Source organism: Paenibacillus sp. FSL M7-0420, from assembly GCF_038002345.1.
Classification (GTDB): Bacteria; Bacillota; Bacilli; order Paenibacillales; family Paenibacillaceae; genus Paenibacillus_AQ.
Map to the genome: position 1 here is coordinate 3948863 of NZ_JBBOCJ010000001.1, position 18694 is coordinate 3967556.

Genomic DNA, 18694 nt, shown 5'->3' on the forward strand with positions numbered 1-18694 from the left:
TCGCAGGTTGCTCTCTCGCACTCTCTATTCAAACGATTTATAAACAAAAAGGTTTCGCTTCAAGACGGTAAAATCTTAATTCTCGCTGTTGTTGTCCTGCATCAGTGATACGCTCCGCTGCGGCGTAAATGTGGAGATCGCATGCTTGTACACCATCTGCTGGCGCCCGTCACTGTCGATGACAATGGTGAAGTTGTCGAACGCTTTGATAATTCCCCGGATTTGAAAGCCGTTGGTCAAATATACTGTAGCAGGGATATTCTCTTTGCGCAGCTGGTTCAAGAACGTATCTTGAATATTAATGGACTTGTTCATATGACGTACCCCCAATGGTTCAATTAGATTGTTCAGAAGTATATTCAAGACCTGTGAGAAACTTTCCTGCTATTATACCATTTAATTTCGCAAAATTCTCAGAAAAGTTTTGGCTCTCCAGGACGTCAATCCACTGAATCTCCTTCATGTGGCGAAACCATGACAACTGCCGCTTGGCAAACCGGCGGGTGTCACGCTTCAGCAGCACCACGGCTTCCTCAAGCGTCATCTCCCCCTCCAGGTAAGCGGCAATTTCCTTGTAGCCCAAACCCTGCATAGACACAAGACTCCTGCCGTAGCCTTGATCCAGCAGCCGCTGCACCTCAGACACGAGGCCATCCGCCAGCATCTGATCGATTCGCTCTTCAATACGTTTATATAGTATTTTCCGGTCCATTGTCAAACCGATCAGGCATAATTCATAGGGAGACTCCTTCTTCTGGACGGCCAGCGAGTCGGATAACGGGACGTTCGTCTGGTGATAAATCTCCAGCGCGCGGATGATCCGCCTGCGGTCATTGGGATGCAGCCGCTCCGCGCTGGCCGGGTCTACCGCTGCCAGCCGGGCATGCAGGGCATCAGCCCCATGCTCCTCGGCGTAGGCCTCCTGCTGCTCGCGGAAAGCCTCGTCAGCCACCGCTTCGGAGAAGCGGAAGCCGTAGCATAACGATTCAATATACAGTCCAGTACCGCCCACAATAAAAGGCAGCTTGCCTCGCGCGCTGATCTCCTCGATCAGCCGCGCCCCCTGCTCCTGGAATTCAGCCGTGGAATACGCATCCTGCGGATCATGAATATCAATCAGATGATGGGGGATGCCCTTCATCTCCTCCGGCGTAATCTTGGCGGTACCAATATCCATCCCGCGGTAGACCTGCATCGAATCCCCGGAGATGATCTCGGCTCCGTGGGCCTCGGCCAGCTCCAGACTCAGTCTGGTCTTTCCGACCGCTGTCGGACCCAGCAGTACAAGCACTTTGCGTTTCTTCTTAGTTGTCAATGGTAATCACCCCGTACGATGTTTTGGCATTGGCCCGCAGCAGCTCCTTGAAGCCGAGGCGGGTGAATTCTCCGCTCAGCGCCTTCTCCTTGAGCAGCACGGTCTTGCGGGCCACCCTGGTGGCCTCAGCCACGCTGTCAGCCGATAGCGCAGCCGGATTGGCGAATTGCCGCAGCGGCGAGATCGCCGCCGAATCCGTCAGCGGCACCCGGAACATCGGGTCGAAGTAGACAATGTCGATGCTCTTGTCCGGCTGGGCACGCAGATATTCCAGGTGATCCCCGTGCCGCACATCAATACGGCGCAGGGCTTCGTTCACCTTCACCTGGCCGGATACATAGCCGCTCATCCCTTCCAGCAGGAGGGCGTACAGCGGCAGCGAGCTCTCCAGCGCCGTCACCTTGGAGGTCTCCCCACCGGTGACGGCGAACAGCAGCGAATCCGCTCCGAGTCCGGCCGTGCAGTCCAGCACGCTATCACCGGGGAGCATGCCTGCGGCATCGATCATAGGGTCGGGCTCGCCTCTTAAGATTCTTTTGGCGCGGACGAACCCCATGCTGGGATGGAATTCCATCGGCGGCATTCCCGGCGTAATCAGCCGGACGGCCTCCTGCAGAACCACCAGAACCTGTTCGTCCCCGTAATGCTCCACCAGCTTGCCCATCGAGAATTTCGCTCTCGGAGCATAGGCGCAGCCTGTGCGGTCCGCAAGCTCCCGGGCCCGGGCCACCACTTGCGGTATCGGGTCAAAGCCCGTAGTTATAATCATGTTGCCTCCGTTCTGCACTCTATAAATGTACAATATAGCCACTACATAACGCGCTTAAACAGCTTCTCCAGATCATAGGCCGAGAACGACACAACGATCGGGCGTCCATGCGGGCAGGTATAAGGCTGACGGCAGGCCGCGAGCCTGGTGAGGAGCGATTCCACTTCCAGCTCTGTAAGCTTCTGGTTGGCTTTGATGGAAGCCTTGCAGGAGCAGAGAATGGAGGATTTCTCACGCAGCTTGGCGAGGTCAATCGACCGTTCGCTTAAGACCCACTCCGCCATCTCTTCGATGACCGCCTTCTCATCCCCTTCCGGGAACCAGTACGGCAAGGAACGGACCAGGAAGGTCTGCCCGCCAAAATGCTCAAGCACGACCCCCGCCTGCTCGAACCAGTGCAGCCGTTCGCTAAGCTGCCTGCTCTCCGAAGGCGTGAACTCCAGCGTAATCGGCAGCAAAAGCTCCTGTGAGGCATCTTCAGGCTTGCCGAATTTCTCATAGTAAAATTCATAATTCACCCGCTCATGCGCAGCGTGCTGGTCAATCAGGTACAATCCGCTGTCATTCTGGGCGATAATATAGGTTCCGTGATGCTGGCCGATATAATTCAGCTCGGGGAACTGCGGAAGACCAGTGCCGGTCTGCTCCGCAGGAGCATATAGCTCCCCGGCCGCCTGCTGCTGCCCCCGGCCAGCGATGGCTGCCGGAGGGCGGTAGCTGTCGCGGGGGCCGGAGGACGGCTGGCGGTATGAACCCTGGGCGGTGTTCCCGCCGCTGTAAGCAGCAGCCGTCTCTCTGGCCTGCTGCTGCTCCTGTGCATTGCTGCCGCTATAAGGCCGGGTATTCCCGGATGCTTGGGAAGCCGCATAAGGGCCTTCTGCGGCTGGAGCGGCAGCGTCCGTTAATGGACCAGCGCTGCCGGAGAACGGAGCGCCGCTCCCTCCGCTGGAAGGCAGCTGGTTGCCCCCTCCGCCGCTGGAAGCGCCAGGCATTCCCTGGCCCTTGCTGCGCGGAGCTGCTGACATATCCGCACCGCCCGCTTCCGTGCCTTGCTGGATATTGCCCGGAGCCGCGCCTTTGGAGAAGGCGAATTGCTCCTGAATGAAGGAGCTGCTGTTCTTGCCGCCGATGATCTCCTTGGTAGGGCGCGGAATCAGGCTCTGGCCCATCAGCAGCGAGCGGAGCTGCTGTTCTATGAAGCCGTACAGCTCGGGTTCCTTGCTGAAGCGCACTTCAAGCTTGGCCGGATGCACGTTGACATCCACGAGTGACGGGTGCATCTCCAGCTTCAGGACCAGCAGCGGATAACGGTTAATCGGCAGCAGCGTATGGTAAGCGCGCATGATCGCCGCGTTCAGCCCGTTGCTGCGGATGTAACGTCCCCCGACCAGCGTCGTCACCGCATTGCGGTTCGAGCGTGTCCACTCGGGACGGCTGATATAGCCGGAGATCCGGAAGTCCGGATCTTCCGCCGACACAGGGAGCATGGCCTTAGCCGCTGAGGTGCCGTATACAGCAGCAATCACCTGCAGCAGGTCTCCGTTGCCCAGCGTATGCAGCAATTGATTGCTGTTATGCTGGAGGGTGAAGGAGATATCCGGGTGGGCCAGCGCCATCCGGTACATGGCATCCGAGATATGGCCCAGCTCGGTCTGGATGCTCTTCATATACTTCAGGCGGGCAGGCGTATTATAGAACAGCTCCCGCACGGTAAGGTCACTGCCTTGGCCGGAAGCTGCATCTTCATTACGGATCAGCCTGCCGCCCTCAATGTCCAGTACCCGTCCCTTCCCGTCGTCTCCGCTTGCGGTCAGCAGCGTCAGCTTCGATACCGCTGCGATACTCGCCAGCGCTTCTCCACGGAAGCCGAGACTGGTGATCAGGAATAGATCACGGCCGCTGGCAATTTTGCTGGTCGCATGGCGGTAGAAGGCGGTCTCGCAGTCCTCCGGCTCGATCCCCGAGCCGTTATCCTTCACCCGGATGCTCTGCAGTCCCCCCTCTTCCACAGAGACTTCAATGCGGGTGCTGCCCGCATCGATCGCGTTCTCGACAAGCTCCTTCACTACAGAAGCAGGACGTTCCACTACCTCCCCGGCAGCAATCTGGTTGGCAATATGCTCATCCAGCACATGAATTTTGGCCATATTCGTTCACCCCGCATGTATTTATTTTATAGATAATATTGATCATTAACGGACTGTAAAGACTTATTCGGACAAGTAGAGACGGCTTTGCCGTCCTTTGCGGTCCTTTTAAAGGACGTACCGTATCAAAGAGATAATCATTCTAACGGATGAATAAGATTACCTTCGCGCGAGCACAATGTATGCTGTTTTTCACATACAATCAGACCGTGTGCCTGCTTGCGAGTATAATGTATGCTGTTTTTCACATACATTCGGCCGTGTGGCTGCTTGCGAGCACAATGTATGCTGTTTTCCACATACATTCAGGCCGTGTGCCTGCTTGCGAGCACCATGTATGTTGTTTTCCACATACATTCGGGCCGTGCGCCTGCTTGCGAGCACCATGTATGTTGTTTTTCACATACATCGGGCCGTATGCCTGCTTGCGAGCACAATGTATGCTGTTTTTCACATACATCGGGCCGTATGCCTGCTTGCGAGCACCATGTATGTTGTTTTCCACATACATTCGGGCCGTGTGCCTGCTTGAGAACACAATGTACGCAGTTTTTCACATATATTTAGGCCGTGTGGCTGCTTGCGAGTACAATGTATGCTGTTTTTCACATATATTCGGCCGTGTGGCTGCTTGCGAGTACAATGTATGCTGTTTTTCACATATATTCGGGCTGTGTGCCTGCTTGTGAGCACAATGTATGCTGTTTTTCACATACATCGGGCCGTATGCCTGCTTGCGAGCACAATGTATGCTGTTTTTCACATACATTCGGGCTGTGTGGCTGCTTGCGACCACAATGTATGCTGTTTTTCACATATATTTGCTACATATTCCGCTGTAATAGCCAATCGTATTCGGTTTTAAGCACACCTTCAACGGCAGCAGTTCCGCTGAACTACAGCTCCCTTGCCTTCAGCTTCAGCTCATTCAGCAGGCCCATCGCCTGCAGCGGGGTCATATTCATCAGATCCGCGCCTTGCACGGCGGTGATTAGCTCTTTGAGCAGCGGATTGTCTTTGACGGCAGGTGCCACGGCTCCGCCCTTGCGGTTCTTGCGCGGCTCCACCTCGCCAAAGATAGACAGCTGCACCACTTCATTGTCCTCTTCCTCTACAGGAGAAGCAAGGGTAACGGCAGCTTCACGCTGTCCGGCAGCCATAGAAGCTGCGGCTTCGGAAGACGGGTCCGAATGGGCTGAAGCTTGGGTGGTGCGTTCAGCCGAATAGGACTGGCTGCCTGGGGCAGCTCCTTCTCCGGCATCCGGCGTCTGCGCAGCGGTAGCCTGATGCTCCTGTATAACCGTTGCGCTCCCGCTCCGGTCACTGTAACCCGTGCCGTAATTCAGCGATGTACTGCCCGGCGGAGAAGCCTGTTCAATGCTCTGGAGCAGCCCGTAAGCCCGGTCAATAATTCCTTCAGGCAATCCAGCCAGCCTTGCACAATAGATCCCGTAGCTGCTGTCCGCAGCTCCCGGCACAAGCTTGCGGAGGAAGTTCACCTTGTCGCCGCTCTCCTGTACCGCCATCGAATAATTCCGCAGCCCCTCAAGGCTCTGCTCCAGATGGGCCAGCTCATGGAAATGTGTGGAGACCAGTGCCTTGCAGGCAATGGTGTCATGCACATATTCGATCACCGCCTGGGCAATCGCCATCCCCTCACTGGTTGAGGTCCCCCGGCCCAGCTCATCGATGATGATCAGGCTGCGGGCAGTTGCTTTCTCGGTCATGACCTGAATGTCGGACATCTCGACCATGAACGTACTCTGGCCGCCGATCAGGTCATCCGCTGCACCGATCCGTGTGAATATGCGGTCGATCAGCGCCACCTCGGCGCTGGCTGCAGGCACGAAGCAGCCGATCTGGGCCATGATGCAGATGAGCGCCACCTGGCGCATATACGTGCTTTTGCCGGCCATGTTCGGTCCTGTAATCAGCAGGATATTGCCCTCGTCCTTGCTTAGCGTGCTCCCGTTCGCAATGAATGCCGAATCCTTCAGCACCGCCTCCACAACCGGATGGCGTCCGCCTTCAACCCGCAGATCATAGCTGTCGGACAGCTTGGGCTTCACGAACCGGTGCTCCGCACTGACTGCTGCAAGGCACTGATACACATCAATCTCTGCCACCTTCTCGGCCAGCGCCTGCAGGCGCGGAACCTGGCTGCTGATCCGCTCGCGCAGCTCGGTGAACAGACTGTATTCCAGATCTGTCATCTTATCCTGGGCCTCCAGGATCAGCGCTTCCTTCTCCTTCAGCTCCGGGGTGACATACCGCTCGGCGTTAGCCAGCGTCTGCTTGCGCTCATAGCGGCCTTCCGGCAGCGCGGACAGATTGGAGCGGGTGATTTCTATATAATAGCCGAAGACTTTGTTGTAACCGATCTTGAGGGATTTGATCCCGGTCACCTGGCGTTCCTTCGCTTCAAGCTCGGCAATCCAGCGCTTGCCGCTGCTGCTGGCTTCCCGCAGCTCGTCCAGCCGCTCATGGTAGCCCGCGCGGATGATTCCGCCGTCTCGCACGGACACCGGTGCATCCTCCACAATCGCCCGCTCGATATCCTCACGAAGCTCCGCACATTCGTCCATGGACGCGCCAATCTCCCTTAAGGTAGTGGAGCCGGAGGTCAGGCACATCTCCTTCAGCGCAGGAATCTGGGCCAGGGACAGCCTCAGTGCGTTCATATCGCGCCCGTTCGCGCTGCCGAAAGCAATCCGCCCGACCAGCCGCTCCAGATCGTAGATCTCCTTCAGTGCCCCGCGCAGATCCTCGCGGACGATGAACTGGTTATACAGATAATCGACGGCTTCCAGACGGCGCTCAATCGGCGCGCGCTGCAAGAGCGGCTTATCAATCCGGCGGCGCAGCAGGCGGCCGCCCATCGAGGTCTCGGTGCGGTCCAGGAGCCAGAGCAGCGAGCCTTTTTTGGAGCGTTCCCTCACGGTCTCGGTCAGCTCCAGATTCCGCCGGGTGAACGGATCGAGAATCATATAATTTCCCGGCTCGTAAGGTGAGATCTGGGTAAGCTGTCCGAGTGAACGCCGCTGGGTCTCGCTGAAATAGGAGATCAGCAGCGCCAGCACACGGCCGCGCTCCTTCTCCAGCCGGACCCAGGCCGCTTCGCCGAACTGGCGGCGGGCCAGCGCCTCCTCCTGCTTGTCCCACGGCGTATAGACCACAGGCTTGGCCAGCAGGGAAGCTTCACTGCGCAGCTCCTCCAGCAGGGCCGAATCCCCGATAATCTCCGCCGGCTCGTAGATGCCGATCTCGTCGCGCAGCCACTCGGTGCTTGCGAGTACCGATGTGACATACAGCTCACCTGTCGTTAAATCGCAGGCAGCCAGCGCCATCATCCCGTCTTCCTCTGTTACGCAGACGAGGTAGTTGTTGCTTTTGTCCGAAATAATCTTGCCGTCCATCACGGTACCCGGTGTTACGACCCGGACGATATCGCGGCGGACCATCCCTTTAGTCACGGCAGGATCATCCAGCTGCTCGCAGATCGCGACCTTGTAGCCCTTCTCGATCAGTCGCTGTATGTACCCCTCGGCGGCATGATACGGCACTCCGCACATTGGAATCTTCTCACCCACTCCACCGTCGCGGCCTGTTAATGTAATCTCAAGCTCTTTGGATGCAAGCAGCGCATCCTCGAAGAACATCTCATAGAAATCGCCCAAGCGAAAGAAAAGGAAAGCGTCTTTAGCCCCTTCCTTGACTTTGAGATACTGCTGAATCATCGGCGTATAGTTTGCCATCGTCTACCTCCATACCTACTTCATACTGTTCTCTATTATAGCAGAAACTCCGCTCCCCGGGTTACCCCTGGCACGCCCGCAAAGGTTCCTAAAAGTTGGTGGGGGTATTCAGGGGGATGTCGGGCGGGCTGGCGCTTGGGGATTATGGGTTTGTGGGGGAGGCTTGAATGTGAATGTGTGAGATATATTAGTTGGGGGGTGGGAGGAATGTGGAGATGTTGGGGCGGGTGTAAGGGCGGGGTGAGACGGAATGCGGGGCTGGGCGGGGATGTGGGGAGCGTGAGTAACTTGGGGGGATGCGAGTGTTAGGGGCTGAGTGAGGCGGAGTACGGGGCGGGGCAAGGATGTGGGGAGCGTGAGTAACTTGGGGGGGGATGCGAGTGTTAGGGGCTGAGTGAGGCGGGATGCGGGGCTGGGCGGGGATGTGCGGAGCGTGAGTAACTTGGGGGCGAGTGTTAGGGGCTGAGTGAGGCGGAGTACGGGGCTGTGCGGGGCTGTGCGGAGCGTGAGTAACTTGGGGGCGAGTGTTAAGGGCTGAGTGAGGCGGAGTACGGGGCGGGGCGGGGATGTGCGGAGCGTGAGTAACTTGGGGGCGAGTGTTAGGGGCTGAGTGAGGCGGAGTACGGGGCTGTGCGGGGATGTGGGTGAGCAGTAAGAGCGGCTGAGAATGTTTGGTCAGAGTGCGGGCTATATGTGGTGGGAATACAGGTGAGAATACTTGGTCCAGATGCGTATACGCGAGTGCGAGTGCGAAGTGGCAAATGCGGATGCTTGTGTGAGTGCGAAATATGGTGACGGAGGCTCAGGCAAGCATAGTCAGGTATGGTGATGAGAGTTCCTGGCAGGTTTTTTATTCTATTGTAGTTTGTGCATTAGATGGCCCTGTGATTGGCTGAAAAATAGGATCTATTGCACTTCGTACATTAGAAATCCTTAAAAGGAGAGTTTTCGGACCAAATCCCACAAATCTAATGTACGAACTACATCAGAATGGATCTCAGCGCTGGCAAACGGCGATTCTGCTGCAGTAAATGCAATCACTCAGATAATCAGCTTTGTTAATCACTTCGTTAATTACTTCAACAGACCCATATAGCTGCGATAGCGGGATTAGAATAGTAACTTGCACTGGTAAGAATACGTCAGATTTTTATTAGTGGAAGTAACGAACAGCAATTTGACCAACCGCATCCTGAGGTTCTTCTGTGTCCCCTTTATATACAAGCTACAGTGGTATGCTTAAATGCATTTTGTACAACTAAAGTGTCCGATGTCCTACCAATGATCCGTTTAGTTGTAGTTTGTACATTTAAAAATCCATCTGTACTCGGGTTCACGCCATTCGGGCAAATTTAGTTGTACAGACTACACTTAGAAGAGAAAAAGCTTCTTTTGGAGTGCGTTTAGTTGTACAGAATACACCTATGGCTGAATGTTCACTTCGAACGAAACTTCATGAATGGGCGCACGTTTGAAGGGGATGATTGGTTGAGTAACTTAGATAATGGAGAGTAAGCCAGAGTAATTGAGAGTACATGAGTACGATTGTTTGTTTAAAAATATAGCCGCCATAGCTACAGCTTCCCACACCTGGCGGTGCAGAAAAGCTGTAAATGGCGGCTATCGGGACTTGACGGGCGGCGGGCTCTATTGCTATGCATCCGCCCGCCCGGAAGGCAGCGCCCCGGAGTCCGGCGGGGCGCTGCGTACCCAGGAGCCGCGGATATCCCGCGACTCATCCCAGCTCTGCTGCTCCGCTATGGCGCGCAGCAGCGGATCAATCCACCGGGCGGCGGCTGCGTAGCCGCCCAGTGCGCGCGCAGCTGCGCCTCCAGGGGAGGCCAGGCTGTGCGCAGAGGAGATTTGCCGCCGCTATAGAAGGCGGCATGCAGGTCTTCCCGGTCGAGCGGGCGCAGCGGCAGGTCTTCATAATGGCTCACGATCAGGTGAGCCAGACAGACCGCGCCTTTGGCGATGACCGGGGAGACCAGGAAGCTCGGCAGGGTCCGGTACTCGAAGCCGCCATGCGGCTGCCGCCGGAAATCGCCGAGCACGCCATAGCGGGGACGCCGGGCCGCAGCCCGGATGTCCTCCAGCAGGAACAGGGGCAGCGCTAGATAGTTATCTAGCGCGCGCAGGAGCGGCGCACACAGCGTGACGCCGCTGAAGTGCAGGTGGCCGCCGAGGGCCCAGCCCCGCAGCGGCATACCTCCCGCCCGCCAGCGGAGCGAGCGGTCGGCAATGAGCCGGTCCGCCTCGCGTGCGGCGGACATCAGCTGCGCCAGCAGCGCGCGCGGTTCCCCGCGCGGCGCAGGGCGCAGCTCCGCCACCGGGAACACGCCGCGCGTTCCCGGGGGTCCGGCGTCGCAGCCCGCGACGCCGTCCATGGGCAGGTACCGCGACGCCGGCACGACGCGGCCCGAGGATTCCCGAAGCAGCAGGAACTCCGGGTCCATGCCCATGAGCAGCCCCGGCCGGCCCGGCTGCTCACTGTCAAGCATCCGCGCAAGCGCTGCGGATGCTGACCGGAATGGCTCAGGCAGCGCTCCTGCGGGATCAGGCAGCACCGGAGTGATGCCTGTCACCATATACCGCCGCCCGCCCATGGCCCGCAGCTCCACCTCGCCGCTATCCAGTCCCAGGCTATACAGCGCCCGCACCGCAGTAGTCCGCAGAACCCCCGCAGAACCCCGCAACTCACTTCCCCCGCCACCTAAACTGCCAAACGCTTCCTCACCATTCCCATACTCCTCCTGCCCTCCAGCTCCTACGACGCCACTCTCACTCCCATACTCACCCTGACCCCCAGCTCCTACCCCACCACTCCCATACTCACCCTGCCCTCCAGCTCCTACCTCACCACTCCCATACTCACCCTGCCCTCTAGCTCCTACTCCACCACTCCCATACTCTCCCTGCCCCCCAGTTCCTACTCCGCCACTCCCATAATCACCCTGCCCTCTAGCTCCTACTCCACCACTCCCATACTCTCCCTGTCCCCCAGTTCCTACCCCACCACTCCCATACTCTCCCTGTCCCCCAGTTCCTACCCCACCACTCCCATACTCACCCTGCCCCCCAGCTCCTACTCCACCACTCCCATACTCACTCTGCCCTCCAGCTCCTACCCCACCACTCCCATACTCACCCTGTCCCCCAGCTCCTACCCCACCACTCCCATATTCACCCTGCCCTCCAGCTCCTACTCCACCACTCCCATAATCACCCTGCCCCCCAGCTCCTACCCCACCACTCCCATATTCACCCTGCCCTCCAGCTCCTACTCCACCACTCCCATACTCACCCTGCATCCCAGCTCCTGCTCCACCACTCCCATCCCCACCCAACCATCCAGTCCCAAGTCCCCCGCCCATAGCCGCCCCCGCTCCAAGGGGCTGGCAGTCCAGCACGGCCAGATTGAAGATGAGCACACGGTAGTGCTGTCTGTAGCTTTCGGAGTCTTGTCCATGCGACTGGGTACGGATGTCTCTTGTATCTTGCCGCCGCGCCCCTCTGCCGATAGAATTGGAGTCGGCCTCAATCCCGCAGCGCCGGAGCCTGCGTTCGATCTGCTCCGGCGCAAGCTGCCGGAATACGCTCAGCCCTTCATTCATGTCTAATGCCTCCGCCCATACGAAAATTCCTCAGGGCCATATCCCCTCGCGCACCGTCCTGTACCGGACAATACCCTTTGAGCGATAAGCCGCTGAGGAAGCCTGACCCCCAATTCATTTCGAAATCGCAATGACGCTATCATGTTACAGCCAAAGCCCACAGACAGTCGCTGCCGCTTCTCCCGCTCCAGCATCCCTCTCCGCTTCATTTCGCCTTGAAGGATAATGCTCAGCGTGAAGCATACATTTAACGTTCAAAAAATTATTTTGCATTTTTAAAAAAAAGAGGGCATTCGCCCTCTACGCCGCTGCCCTCTCATCATATAATGGATCATAACCCACACAGTACTTCAGGCAGCGGCGCATTCCTTCCTAGAGCTCATCATCCAGAGCGTCAGGGTCCATATCATCGTAATCATAGTTCTCGCCTTCAAAATCATAATCCTTGTCTTCCAGATCGTCACTCTGATCACTGACAAACACGCGGAGCTTGGTCTCAGCCACCAGTTCCGCATCGAACTCGCGTTCCACCCGGAGTGTCACACTGCCTCCGCCCGGCGATACCCCGGCTTCCACACAATTGGGTTCCTGCGTTGCCTCCGCAGAGACCTGTGCCGTGGAAGCACGGTGTCTCGGGTCGAGGTACGACAATGGAATAAGCTCCACATAGGAGACCGTTTCCTTGGCAACCTCGGTCTGCTTGTTTTTGTCGTACGAATACCAGATGTTCACATCATAGGTACCAATCACTTCGATTCCGTTCCCGGCGGCAACCGCTTCGTACTGGTGGTTAATGATCCAAGCCCCCAGAATACTAGTCGGATGATGTGGCGGAGTCACGGTATGGGTTGCTGTAGAGAACTTACGACCTTTGCCGCAAATTGCCTTCGTAATGATCTCCCTTGTTTGACGTTTATGGCTTAATGACATCTTTGAACCTCCTCCATACAATCATTCACTATCAAGTGTATGCACGTTCTGGGCATTTGTTGATTGTTAGAGTAGAAATAAATTTGGGTAAGCCCTCAGATGCCGTAACTGAAGCCCTTTGCTTCATTTTATTGCCGGATTTAGTCCATTATGAGTCTCCTGACCTGAAAAAAAACAAAAGTAGCGGCTCCCCCAAACCGGGAAAACCGCTACTTTTTATTGTGCCAACATCTTAAGCCGGGAAGAGCAGAGGCCCTGCTAGGAAAGTACACGTACGATGCCAAGCTGCCGGTGGCGGCTGAGATCGATGAAGTCCTCACCGATGTTCACCAGCGGACGCAGCGGGTCATGGGCCAGAATCATAATAATTTTGCCGATCTGCCCGTCCGTCAGGAGCACCTCATTGCCGATCATCGACTGCATCAGCTTATTAATGAACACACTGCAGATATACGGGTCCAGCTTGCCGTAGACGTTCTCGTCCATCTGCTTGAGCACCTCATACAGCGGCGCGGCTGTACGGTAGAACCGGTCCGAAGTCATCGCGTGGAAAATATCCGCCACCGCCACGATCTTGCTAAAATCCGTAATCCGGTGGCCCAGCACGCCGAAGGGATAGCCGCTGCCGTCCATCCGCTCATGGTGCTGCAGCGCCACAAGCGCCTGCATATGATTGGTGCCCACCGTATCGCGGATCATCTCATAGCCATAGGTGGTGTGCTTTTTCATCAGAGCATATTCATCCTCACTCAGCGGACCCGGCTTGGTGAGGATCTCGGCCGGAATCATAATTTTGCCGATATCATGAAGCGTCGCAGCAATCGTCAGCATGCTCAGCTCGTCCGGCTTCAGCTTCAGCCATTTGCCGAGCAGCGTAGAGATGATGCCCACCGCCACATTATGCCTGTATGTATAGTCATCCTTAGTCTGCAGCGCAGACAATATTCCGAAGAAATCATTCTTCTCGCTCACCTGCTGGATGAACGGGATCACTTCATTCCTGAGCTCAATCATCGGCAGACGCTTCGTCTTCGTATAACGCAGCTGCTCAAAAATACTCTCCATCGCCGCCGTACAATCATCCACAGCCAGCTGATAGAATGCAGCGCTGTCGACCTGGACCACATCCTGCGGCTCCAGAACGATCTTGTGCTGCGTAATCAGGCGGATATGCTCTCCGGTGAGCAGGGTCAATGCCGGCAAGACAAATACACCGCTATGATTAAAAAGGTTCGCTACCAGCTGTTTGCCGATATATTGATCATTGCTGTTATTCATATTCCTCACCTGCCAGACCAAGATTCTTGGGTTTTGGACATAACTTAAGAGACAAGCTCACTTTGGGTGCTTATGTTTCTTATCGTTATTTTACACCGGAATGTGAATACCTGACACCTAAATTACATGGATTTGCTTATGCTTTGCCTTTCGCAGGCTGCTTGTCCTTAGCCGGACGCAGCTCCACCGGGCTCTTATAGCGCTTGGCAATCTTAAGATACAGCGCAAGCTCGCGGCATAATTGCAGAATCGCGGAGCGGATCTCGAATTCCTCACGCGAATCCGGCAGCTCCATCTCCTGGAACTCCTGCTGCAGCTCCTCCAGCAGCCGCTCGGTCCGGCCGGTATATTCCTCAGCCAGCACATCGCCGCTAAGCTGGTCGAACAGCTCTGCCACCATATCCCCATGCGGCAGCTGGCGGTACACCTGCGAGAGCAGCTGCATCATATTCTGGATGGACTCCAGCTGCTCTTTACGCATATAGAAGTACACGTTCCAGGCTTCATCCGGATGAATCACATGATTCTCCATTTCCCTGGAAGCCGCGCTCAGCCCCTTTTGCACGGTCTCCCCTGCCCCGATCAGCTCTTGACCATCCCAGATATAGCCGGGATCACGGAGCGTCCTGGCCATCTGCCGGAAGATCACCGAGAAGTAGCCGTCCACCTCCTTGCGGATGCCTGCAATCATCCCGCCGGTCTCCGGCATATAGATGAAGTTCACAAGGCCGGCCGAGCCAAGGCCGATAATCAGCAGCTCCACCTGCTGCAGCAGGATATGAACCGTGATATCAGCTTGTCCAAATACGCGGAACACAATTACCGAGCTGGTGACGATCCCTTCCTTGAAGCCGGCTTTGACAATCAGCGGGAAGCCGAACAATACATACAGTCCGAGTACCCAATAATGAAAGCCCAGGGCGAAGAATAGAATACAGCCCAAAAAGAGTCCCACCAATGAGGCGAAGAAGCGCGCCGAAATCGTGCGTAGACTCCTTTTACGGGTTGTTTCCACCCCGAGAATGGCCAGCAGTCCCGCGCTTTGCGCATTAGGGATACCAGCGGCGGCTGCCAGCAGAATAGACAGCAGAGTTGCAGCCGCCGTTTTAATAATACGAAATCCCATGTGAATATCTCTCCTACACCGTTAAGCTTCATCATTCAAATAAAGATATAGTCATGGTACAAGATTTTGCCAAGAGACACAATATGACATGGTTCTTACCGTCTCGACAGCAGCAGCTTCTCCACATACACCACCAGCTGGTACATGGCCGTAGCCACAGCCGCAATAATGAGCAGACTCGACATCACCAGGGTGAAGTTGAACACCTGAAAGCCGTAGATGATCAGATACCCCAGCCCCGATTTCGCAACCAGAAATTCACCGACAATAACGCCGACCCAGGACATGCCGACATTCACCTTGAGGGTGGAGACCACCGCCGGGAACGACGCCGGGAGAATGACTTTGCAGAACTCCTGGCTTTTGGAGGCACCGAAGGAGCGGACCACCTTGACCAGATTCGGGTCCACGCTGCAAAAGCTGTTGTACACCACCAGAGTCGTGATAATCACGGTAATGGATAAGGTGGTAATGACAATGGCGGTGAAGCCTGCCCCGAACATTACAATGAAGATCGGCCCCAGCGCCACCTTCGGCATACTGTTGAATACGACCATATAAGGGTCCAGGACGGCGGATAGAAAAGGTGACCACCAGATGACGACAGCCAGCAGCGTCCCGATTAAGGTGCCCAGAATAAAACCCACTGCGGTCTCGCCCACGGTCATTCCCAGATGCGGCCACAGACTGCCGCTGACCATGTCCTCCCAGATCTGACCGAAGACCTTCGTCGGATAACTGAACAGCAGCTCATCGATCCAGCCCATTCTGGCCCCGGCTTCCCAGAGCACGAAGAACACCAGCAGCAGGCTGCTCCGGACCATAAGCACCTGACTTTTGCGGCGCAGCTTCTTCTTCCTGTAATCCGCATGCTTCTGTTCGAGCCACTGCGCACGGGAAGCCGTCTCACGGGGCTGCGCTTCTGTATTCACATCTCTTCCCTCCCTGCCAGCTCCATTTCCTTCCATACCTCGTGAAAAAGCCCGGCGAAGCCCGGCAGGTCCCGCGCATACAGCGGCGGTGTTCTGCGAATCACTTCCGGAATCTCAAAAATCCTGCGGATTCTGCCCGGATTCGGCTGGAGCAGAATGACCCGGCTGCTGACCGCAATCGCTTCAGACAGGTCATGCGTAACCAGAATCGCCGTGGTTCCCCGGCGCATCAGCGTCTCCGAGACCAGATCCTCCAGCTGCAGCTTAATCTGGTAGTCCAGCGCCGAGAATGGCTCATCGAGCAGCAGCAGGCCGGGGTCGGTAGCCAGTGTCCGCACCAGAGCGACACGCTGGCGCATCCCTCCCGAGAGCTGTGCCGGATAAGCCTGCTCCTTGCCCTCCAGCCCCATATCGGCCAGCAGCTGCAGCGATTTGGCACGCGAGCTTCCGGTGAGCCTTCCGGTCAGCTCCAGCCCGAGCAGCGCGTTATCCTCAATCGTCCTCCAGGGGAAGAGATAGTCCTGCTGGAGCATATAGCCGACCTCCGGCGAAGGTCCTGCGGCCTTACGTCCGCTAAGCAGCACCTCACCGCGTGAAGGCTGCAGCAGCCCGGCGATGATCGACAGAATCGTCGTTTTGCCGCAGCCGCTCGGTCCGACCAGGCTGACGAACTCGCCTTGGCCGACGCTGAGATTCAGATCCTCTATAGCAAGCGAAGCCTCGCGGTCTCCCAGATAGGCGTGCGTGACTTCCTTCAACTCGACTACTGGAAGCATAGTGGTCGGCCTCCTCACTCCTTAATGGTGCTCTCTGCGTGCTCTGCAAAGCTGTTATTCACAATCTTAGCGGCTGGAATCCGTTCCTTCAGCTCACCGGCCTGGTCAATGACATCCAGCAGATTATTCCATTCCTTGTCATCAATTACCGGATTCACCGCATAGGTATCCTGTTCCTTATAACGGCTGATGGCAGAGACTACAATGCCCCGGTCAATCTTTTCAAAATACGGCATGACCGCGTCAGCAATCTCCTCAGGATTATGAGCCTTCACCCATAACTGGGCACGCTGGACCGCATTGGTGAATTTCTGCACCGTGTCCTGATTCTTAGTGATGTAGCTCTGCTTGGACATGAATACCGTATACGGCAGATAACCGCTCTCTACCCCGAAGGAAGCGACCACCTGGCCCCGGCCTTCACTCTCGAAGATCGATGCCTGAGGCTCGAACAGCTGCACATAATCCCCGGTCCCGGAAGCAAATGCACCGGCAATATTGGCAAAATCAATGTTCTGGATCAGCGTCAGATCCTTCCCCGCATCAATCCCCTTGCTGCGCAGTGTGAATGCGCCCGCCATCTGCGGCATGCCCCCTTGCCGTTGCCCCAGGAAGGTCGAGCCCTTCACTTTGTCCCATGTAAAATGGCTGTCCGGTGTACGCGCGAACAAGAAGGTTCCATCCCGCTGCGTAAGCTGGGCAAAATTAATTACAGGATCATCCGCCCCCTGCTGGTACACGTAAATGGAGGTCTCCGAACCGACCAGCGCCACATCGATTGCCCCTGAGAGCAGGGCCGTCATGGTTTTATCTCCGCCAGGTATCGTCTGCAGCTCCACATCCAGCCCTTCATCCTTGAAAAAGCCCTGCGATAAGGCCACATATTCAGGCGCATAGAACACGGAACGGGTAACTTCGCCGATCTTCACCTTGACATTAGCGGATTTACTGCCGCAGCCTGCAAGAACAGAGCCAAGCACAAGCATCAACAAGAACGGCAATGACAGTTTTTTGAACCCTTTCATCCTCTCCACTCCTTTCCTTCCGGGTCTTTCGCCCTTGCTCTATGCATATGCGGGAGTCTATGGAAAGGTTAAAGTGCAATATATGAAGCGCTTACATTATATTCAGTTCGTCAACCCAGCCCGCTCTATGAATGATCGCAGCGCCGTATTCACGCTGTACCGGACCAGCGAGCCGGACTCGTCAGAATGGGGCGGTGCTTCCGCCGAGGTTATTTTGCAAGAACAATCTTAATAGAGCAGCCATTCCCCAAAAGCTTGACACAGCTCCGCCCGGGTCAGCGGGAACGCAATGATATAACCGTCTTCCTGCTCACTGCTGCTGCGCATTAGCCATCCGCCCGAAGAAGCTTCAATGTAAGAAATCTCCTGCAGGGTCCAGCCTTCCCCATTCCTCGCACATAACCGCAGTTCACCGGACGCTGTCCGGTTCTTAAGCACTTTAGCCAATTCGGCAGAGCTGTCAGGATCACCTGTCTCCGCTTCCAGTGAAGCCGCCAGCACACACAACGTCCATGTTCCGGCCTTCTCATGAATCTCCTCATAACTCCGTCTGGACAGGAATACCGCAGGAGCGGACGGCTTCCTGGGCTGCGCACGCTCGAAGCAATTGAACAGGTAATAGCAGGCGCGCTTCATCTCTGCCGGCTCCTTCAGCTCGTATCTGAAATCGTCCTCTTCCGTTAACCCTGTCAGGAGGATCTTATCCTTATGTACTTGCAGGCATACATCCTGCGCATATTCACGCTCATTGAATTTCATTCTGCAGATCCGCTTGGAGCCGGAGGCTGTGTGCAGGAGCTCTGCCACCACTCTACGCCCGGTCTCACCCGGGAACAAATACTGTGCCAGACAGATACAATCTTGCTTATTCACATTCTTTATCCCTTCCTTTTAGGCATACATGTAAGTATAACTGTAAATGAGTGGCTTTCAAAAAAACTGCAAAACTATAAAACTTGCAATCTTTATGTTATCATAAGCTAATTTTAAGGTAAAATTAAGAAACACAGGGTAAGATCAATACCAT

Annotated in this window: 15 protein-coding genes; 2 read left to right on the plus strand and 13 right to left on the minus strand. The window is 56.0% G+C overall.

From position 1 onward, the window contains the following. Positions 1-75: 75 nt before the first annotated feature. The 5 genes from hfq to mutS form a co-directional block, all read right to left on the minus strand. On the minus strand, positions 76-315 hold the full coding sequence (gene hfq, locus MKX51_RS16735; RefSeq protein ID WP_036724623.1) for an RNA chaperone Hfq: 240 nt from the start codon (positions 313-315) through the stop codon (positions 76-78). A gap of 19 nt (positions 316-334) precedes the next feature. Then, positions 335-1315, minus strand: a complete 981-nt coding sequence (gene miaA / locus MKX51_RS16740; protein WP_340993208.1) for a tRNA (adenosine(37)-N6)-dimethylallyltransferase MiaA — start codon at positions 1313-1315, stop codon at positions 335-337. Continuing rightward, a complete protein-coding gene (locus MKX51_RS16745; RefSeq protein WP_340940257.1) occupies positions 1305-2084 on the minus strand; it encodes a class I SAM-dependent methyltransferase in 780 nt (259 codons plus the stop codon). Before MKX51_RS16745 ends, miaA begins: the two co-directional genes overlap by 11 nt. Positions 2085-2125: 41 nt before the next feature. Beyond that, entirely contained in the window at positions 2126-4231 is a 2106-nt protein-coding gene (gene mutL / locus MKX51_RS16750; protein ID WP_340940256.1) for a DNA mismatch repair endonuclease MutL, read from the minus strand. A gap of 896 nt (positions 4232-5127) precedes the next feature. Beyond that, positions 5128-7986 carry a DNA mismatch repair protein MutS gene (mutS, locus tag MKX51_RS16755; RefSeq protein WP_340993209.1) on the minus strand — a complete coding sequence of 953 codons (2859 nt, stop codon included), beginning with the start codon at positions 7984-7986 and terminating at the stop codon, positions 5128-5130. A 1549-nt stretch (positions 7987-9535) separates the two neighbouring features. On the opposite strand from mutS, the gene MKX51_RS16760 reads away from it, so the two are divergent. Continuing rightward, positions 9536-9790, plus strand: coding sequence for a hypothetical protein (locus MKX51_RS16760; RefSeq protein WP_340993210.1), 255 nt, complete (start codon positions 9536-9538; stop codon positions 9788-9790). On the opposite strand, the gene MKX51_RS16765 is transcribed toward MKX51_RS16760, so the two are convergent. From MKX51_RS16765 to MKX51_RS16795, 7 genes are all read right to left on the minus strand, one after another. Further along, positions 9744-11600, minus strand: coding sequence for a putative amidoligase domain-containing protein (locus MKX51_RS16765; RefSeq protein WP_340993211.1), 1857 nt, complete (start codon positions 11598-11600; stop codon positions 9744-9746). The genes MKX51_RS16760 and MKX51_RS16765 overlap by 47 nt on opposite strands. Before the next feature lie 372 nt (positions 11601-11972). Further along, positions 11973-12530: an outer spore coat protein CotE gene (locus tag MKX51_RS16770; RefSeq protein ID WP_076085230.1), complete on the minus strand. Its 558-nt coding sequence runs from the start codon at positions 12528-12530 to the stop codon at positions 11973-11975. A 258-nt stretch (positions 12531-12788) separates the two neighbouring features. Next, positions 12789-13808, minus strand: coding sequence for an HD-GYP domain-containing protein (locus tag MKX51_RS16775; protein WP_036699042.1), 1020 nt, complete (start codon positions 13806-13808; stop codon positions 12789-12791). A 136-nt stretch (positions 13809-13944) separates the two neighbouring features. Beyond that, complete coding sequence (locus MKX51_RS16780; RefSeq protein ID WP_340993212.1) at positions 13945-14934, minus strand: aromatic acid exporter family protein; 990 nt, start codon at positions 14932-14934, stop codon at positions 13945-13947. Between the two features lie 95 nt (positions 14935-15029). Then, positions 15030-15782 (minus strand): ABC transporter permease, encoded by a 753-nt coding sequence (locus MKX51_RS16785; RefSeq protein WP_445322071.1) that lies wholly within the window; start codon positions 15780-15782, stop codon positions 15030-15032. An 80-nt stretch (positions 15783-15862) separates the two neighbouring features. Continuing rightward, a complete protein-coding gene (locus MKX51_RS16790; protein ID WP_340940249.1) occupies positions 15863-16642 on the minus strand; it encodes an ABC transporter ATP-binding protein in 780 nt (259 codons plus the stop codon). Positions 16643-16656: 14 nt separating this feature from the next. Next, entirely contained in the window at positions 16657-17667 is a 1011-nt protein-coding gene (locus MKX51_RS16795) for an ABC transporter substrate-binding protein (RefSeq protein WP_340993213.1), read from the minus strand. A gap of 82 nt (positions 17668-17749) precedes the next feature. Between MKX51_RS16795 and MKX51_RS16800 the strand changes: the two genes are divergently transcribed. Beyond that, a complete protein-coding gene (locus tag MKX51_RS16800; protein WP_340940247.1) occupies positions 17750-17899 on the plus strand; it encodes a hypothetical protein in 150 nt (49 codons plus the stop codon). On the opposite strand, the gene MKX51_RS16805 is transcribed toward MKX51_RS16800, so the two are convergent. Next, positions 17896-18540 carry a hypothetical protein gene (locus MKX51_RS16805; RefSeq protein ID WP_340993214.1) on the minus strand — a complete coding sequence of 215 codons (645 nt, stop codon included), beginning with the start codon at positions 18538-18540 and terminating at the stop codon, positions 17896-17898. The genes MKX51_RS16800 and MKX51_RS16805 overlap by 4 nt on opposite strands. Positions 18541-18694 lie beyond the last annotated feature (154 nt).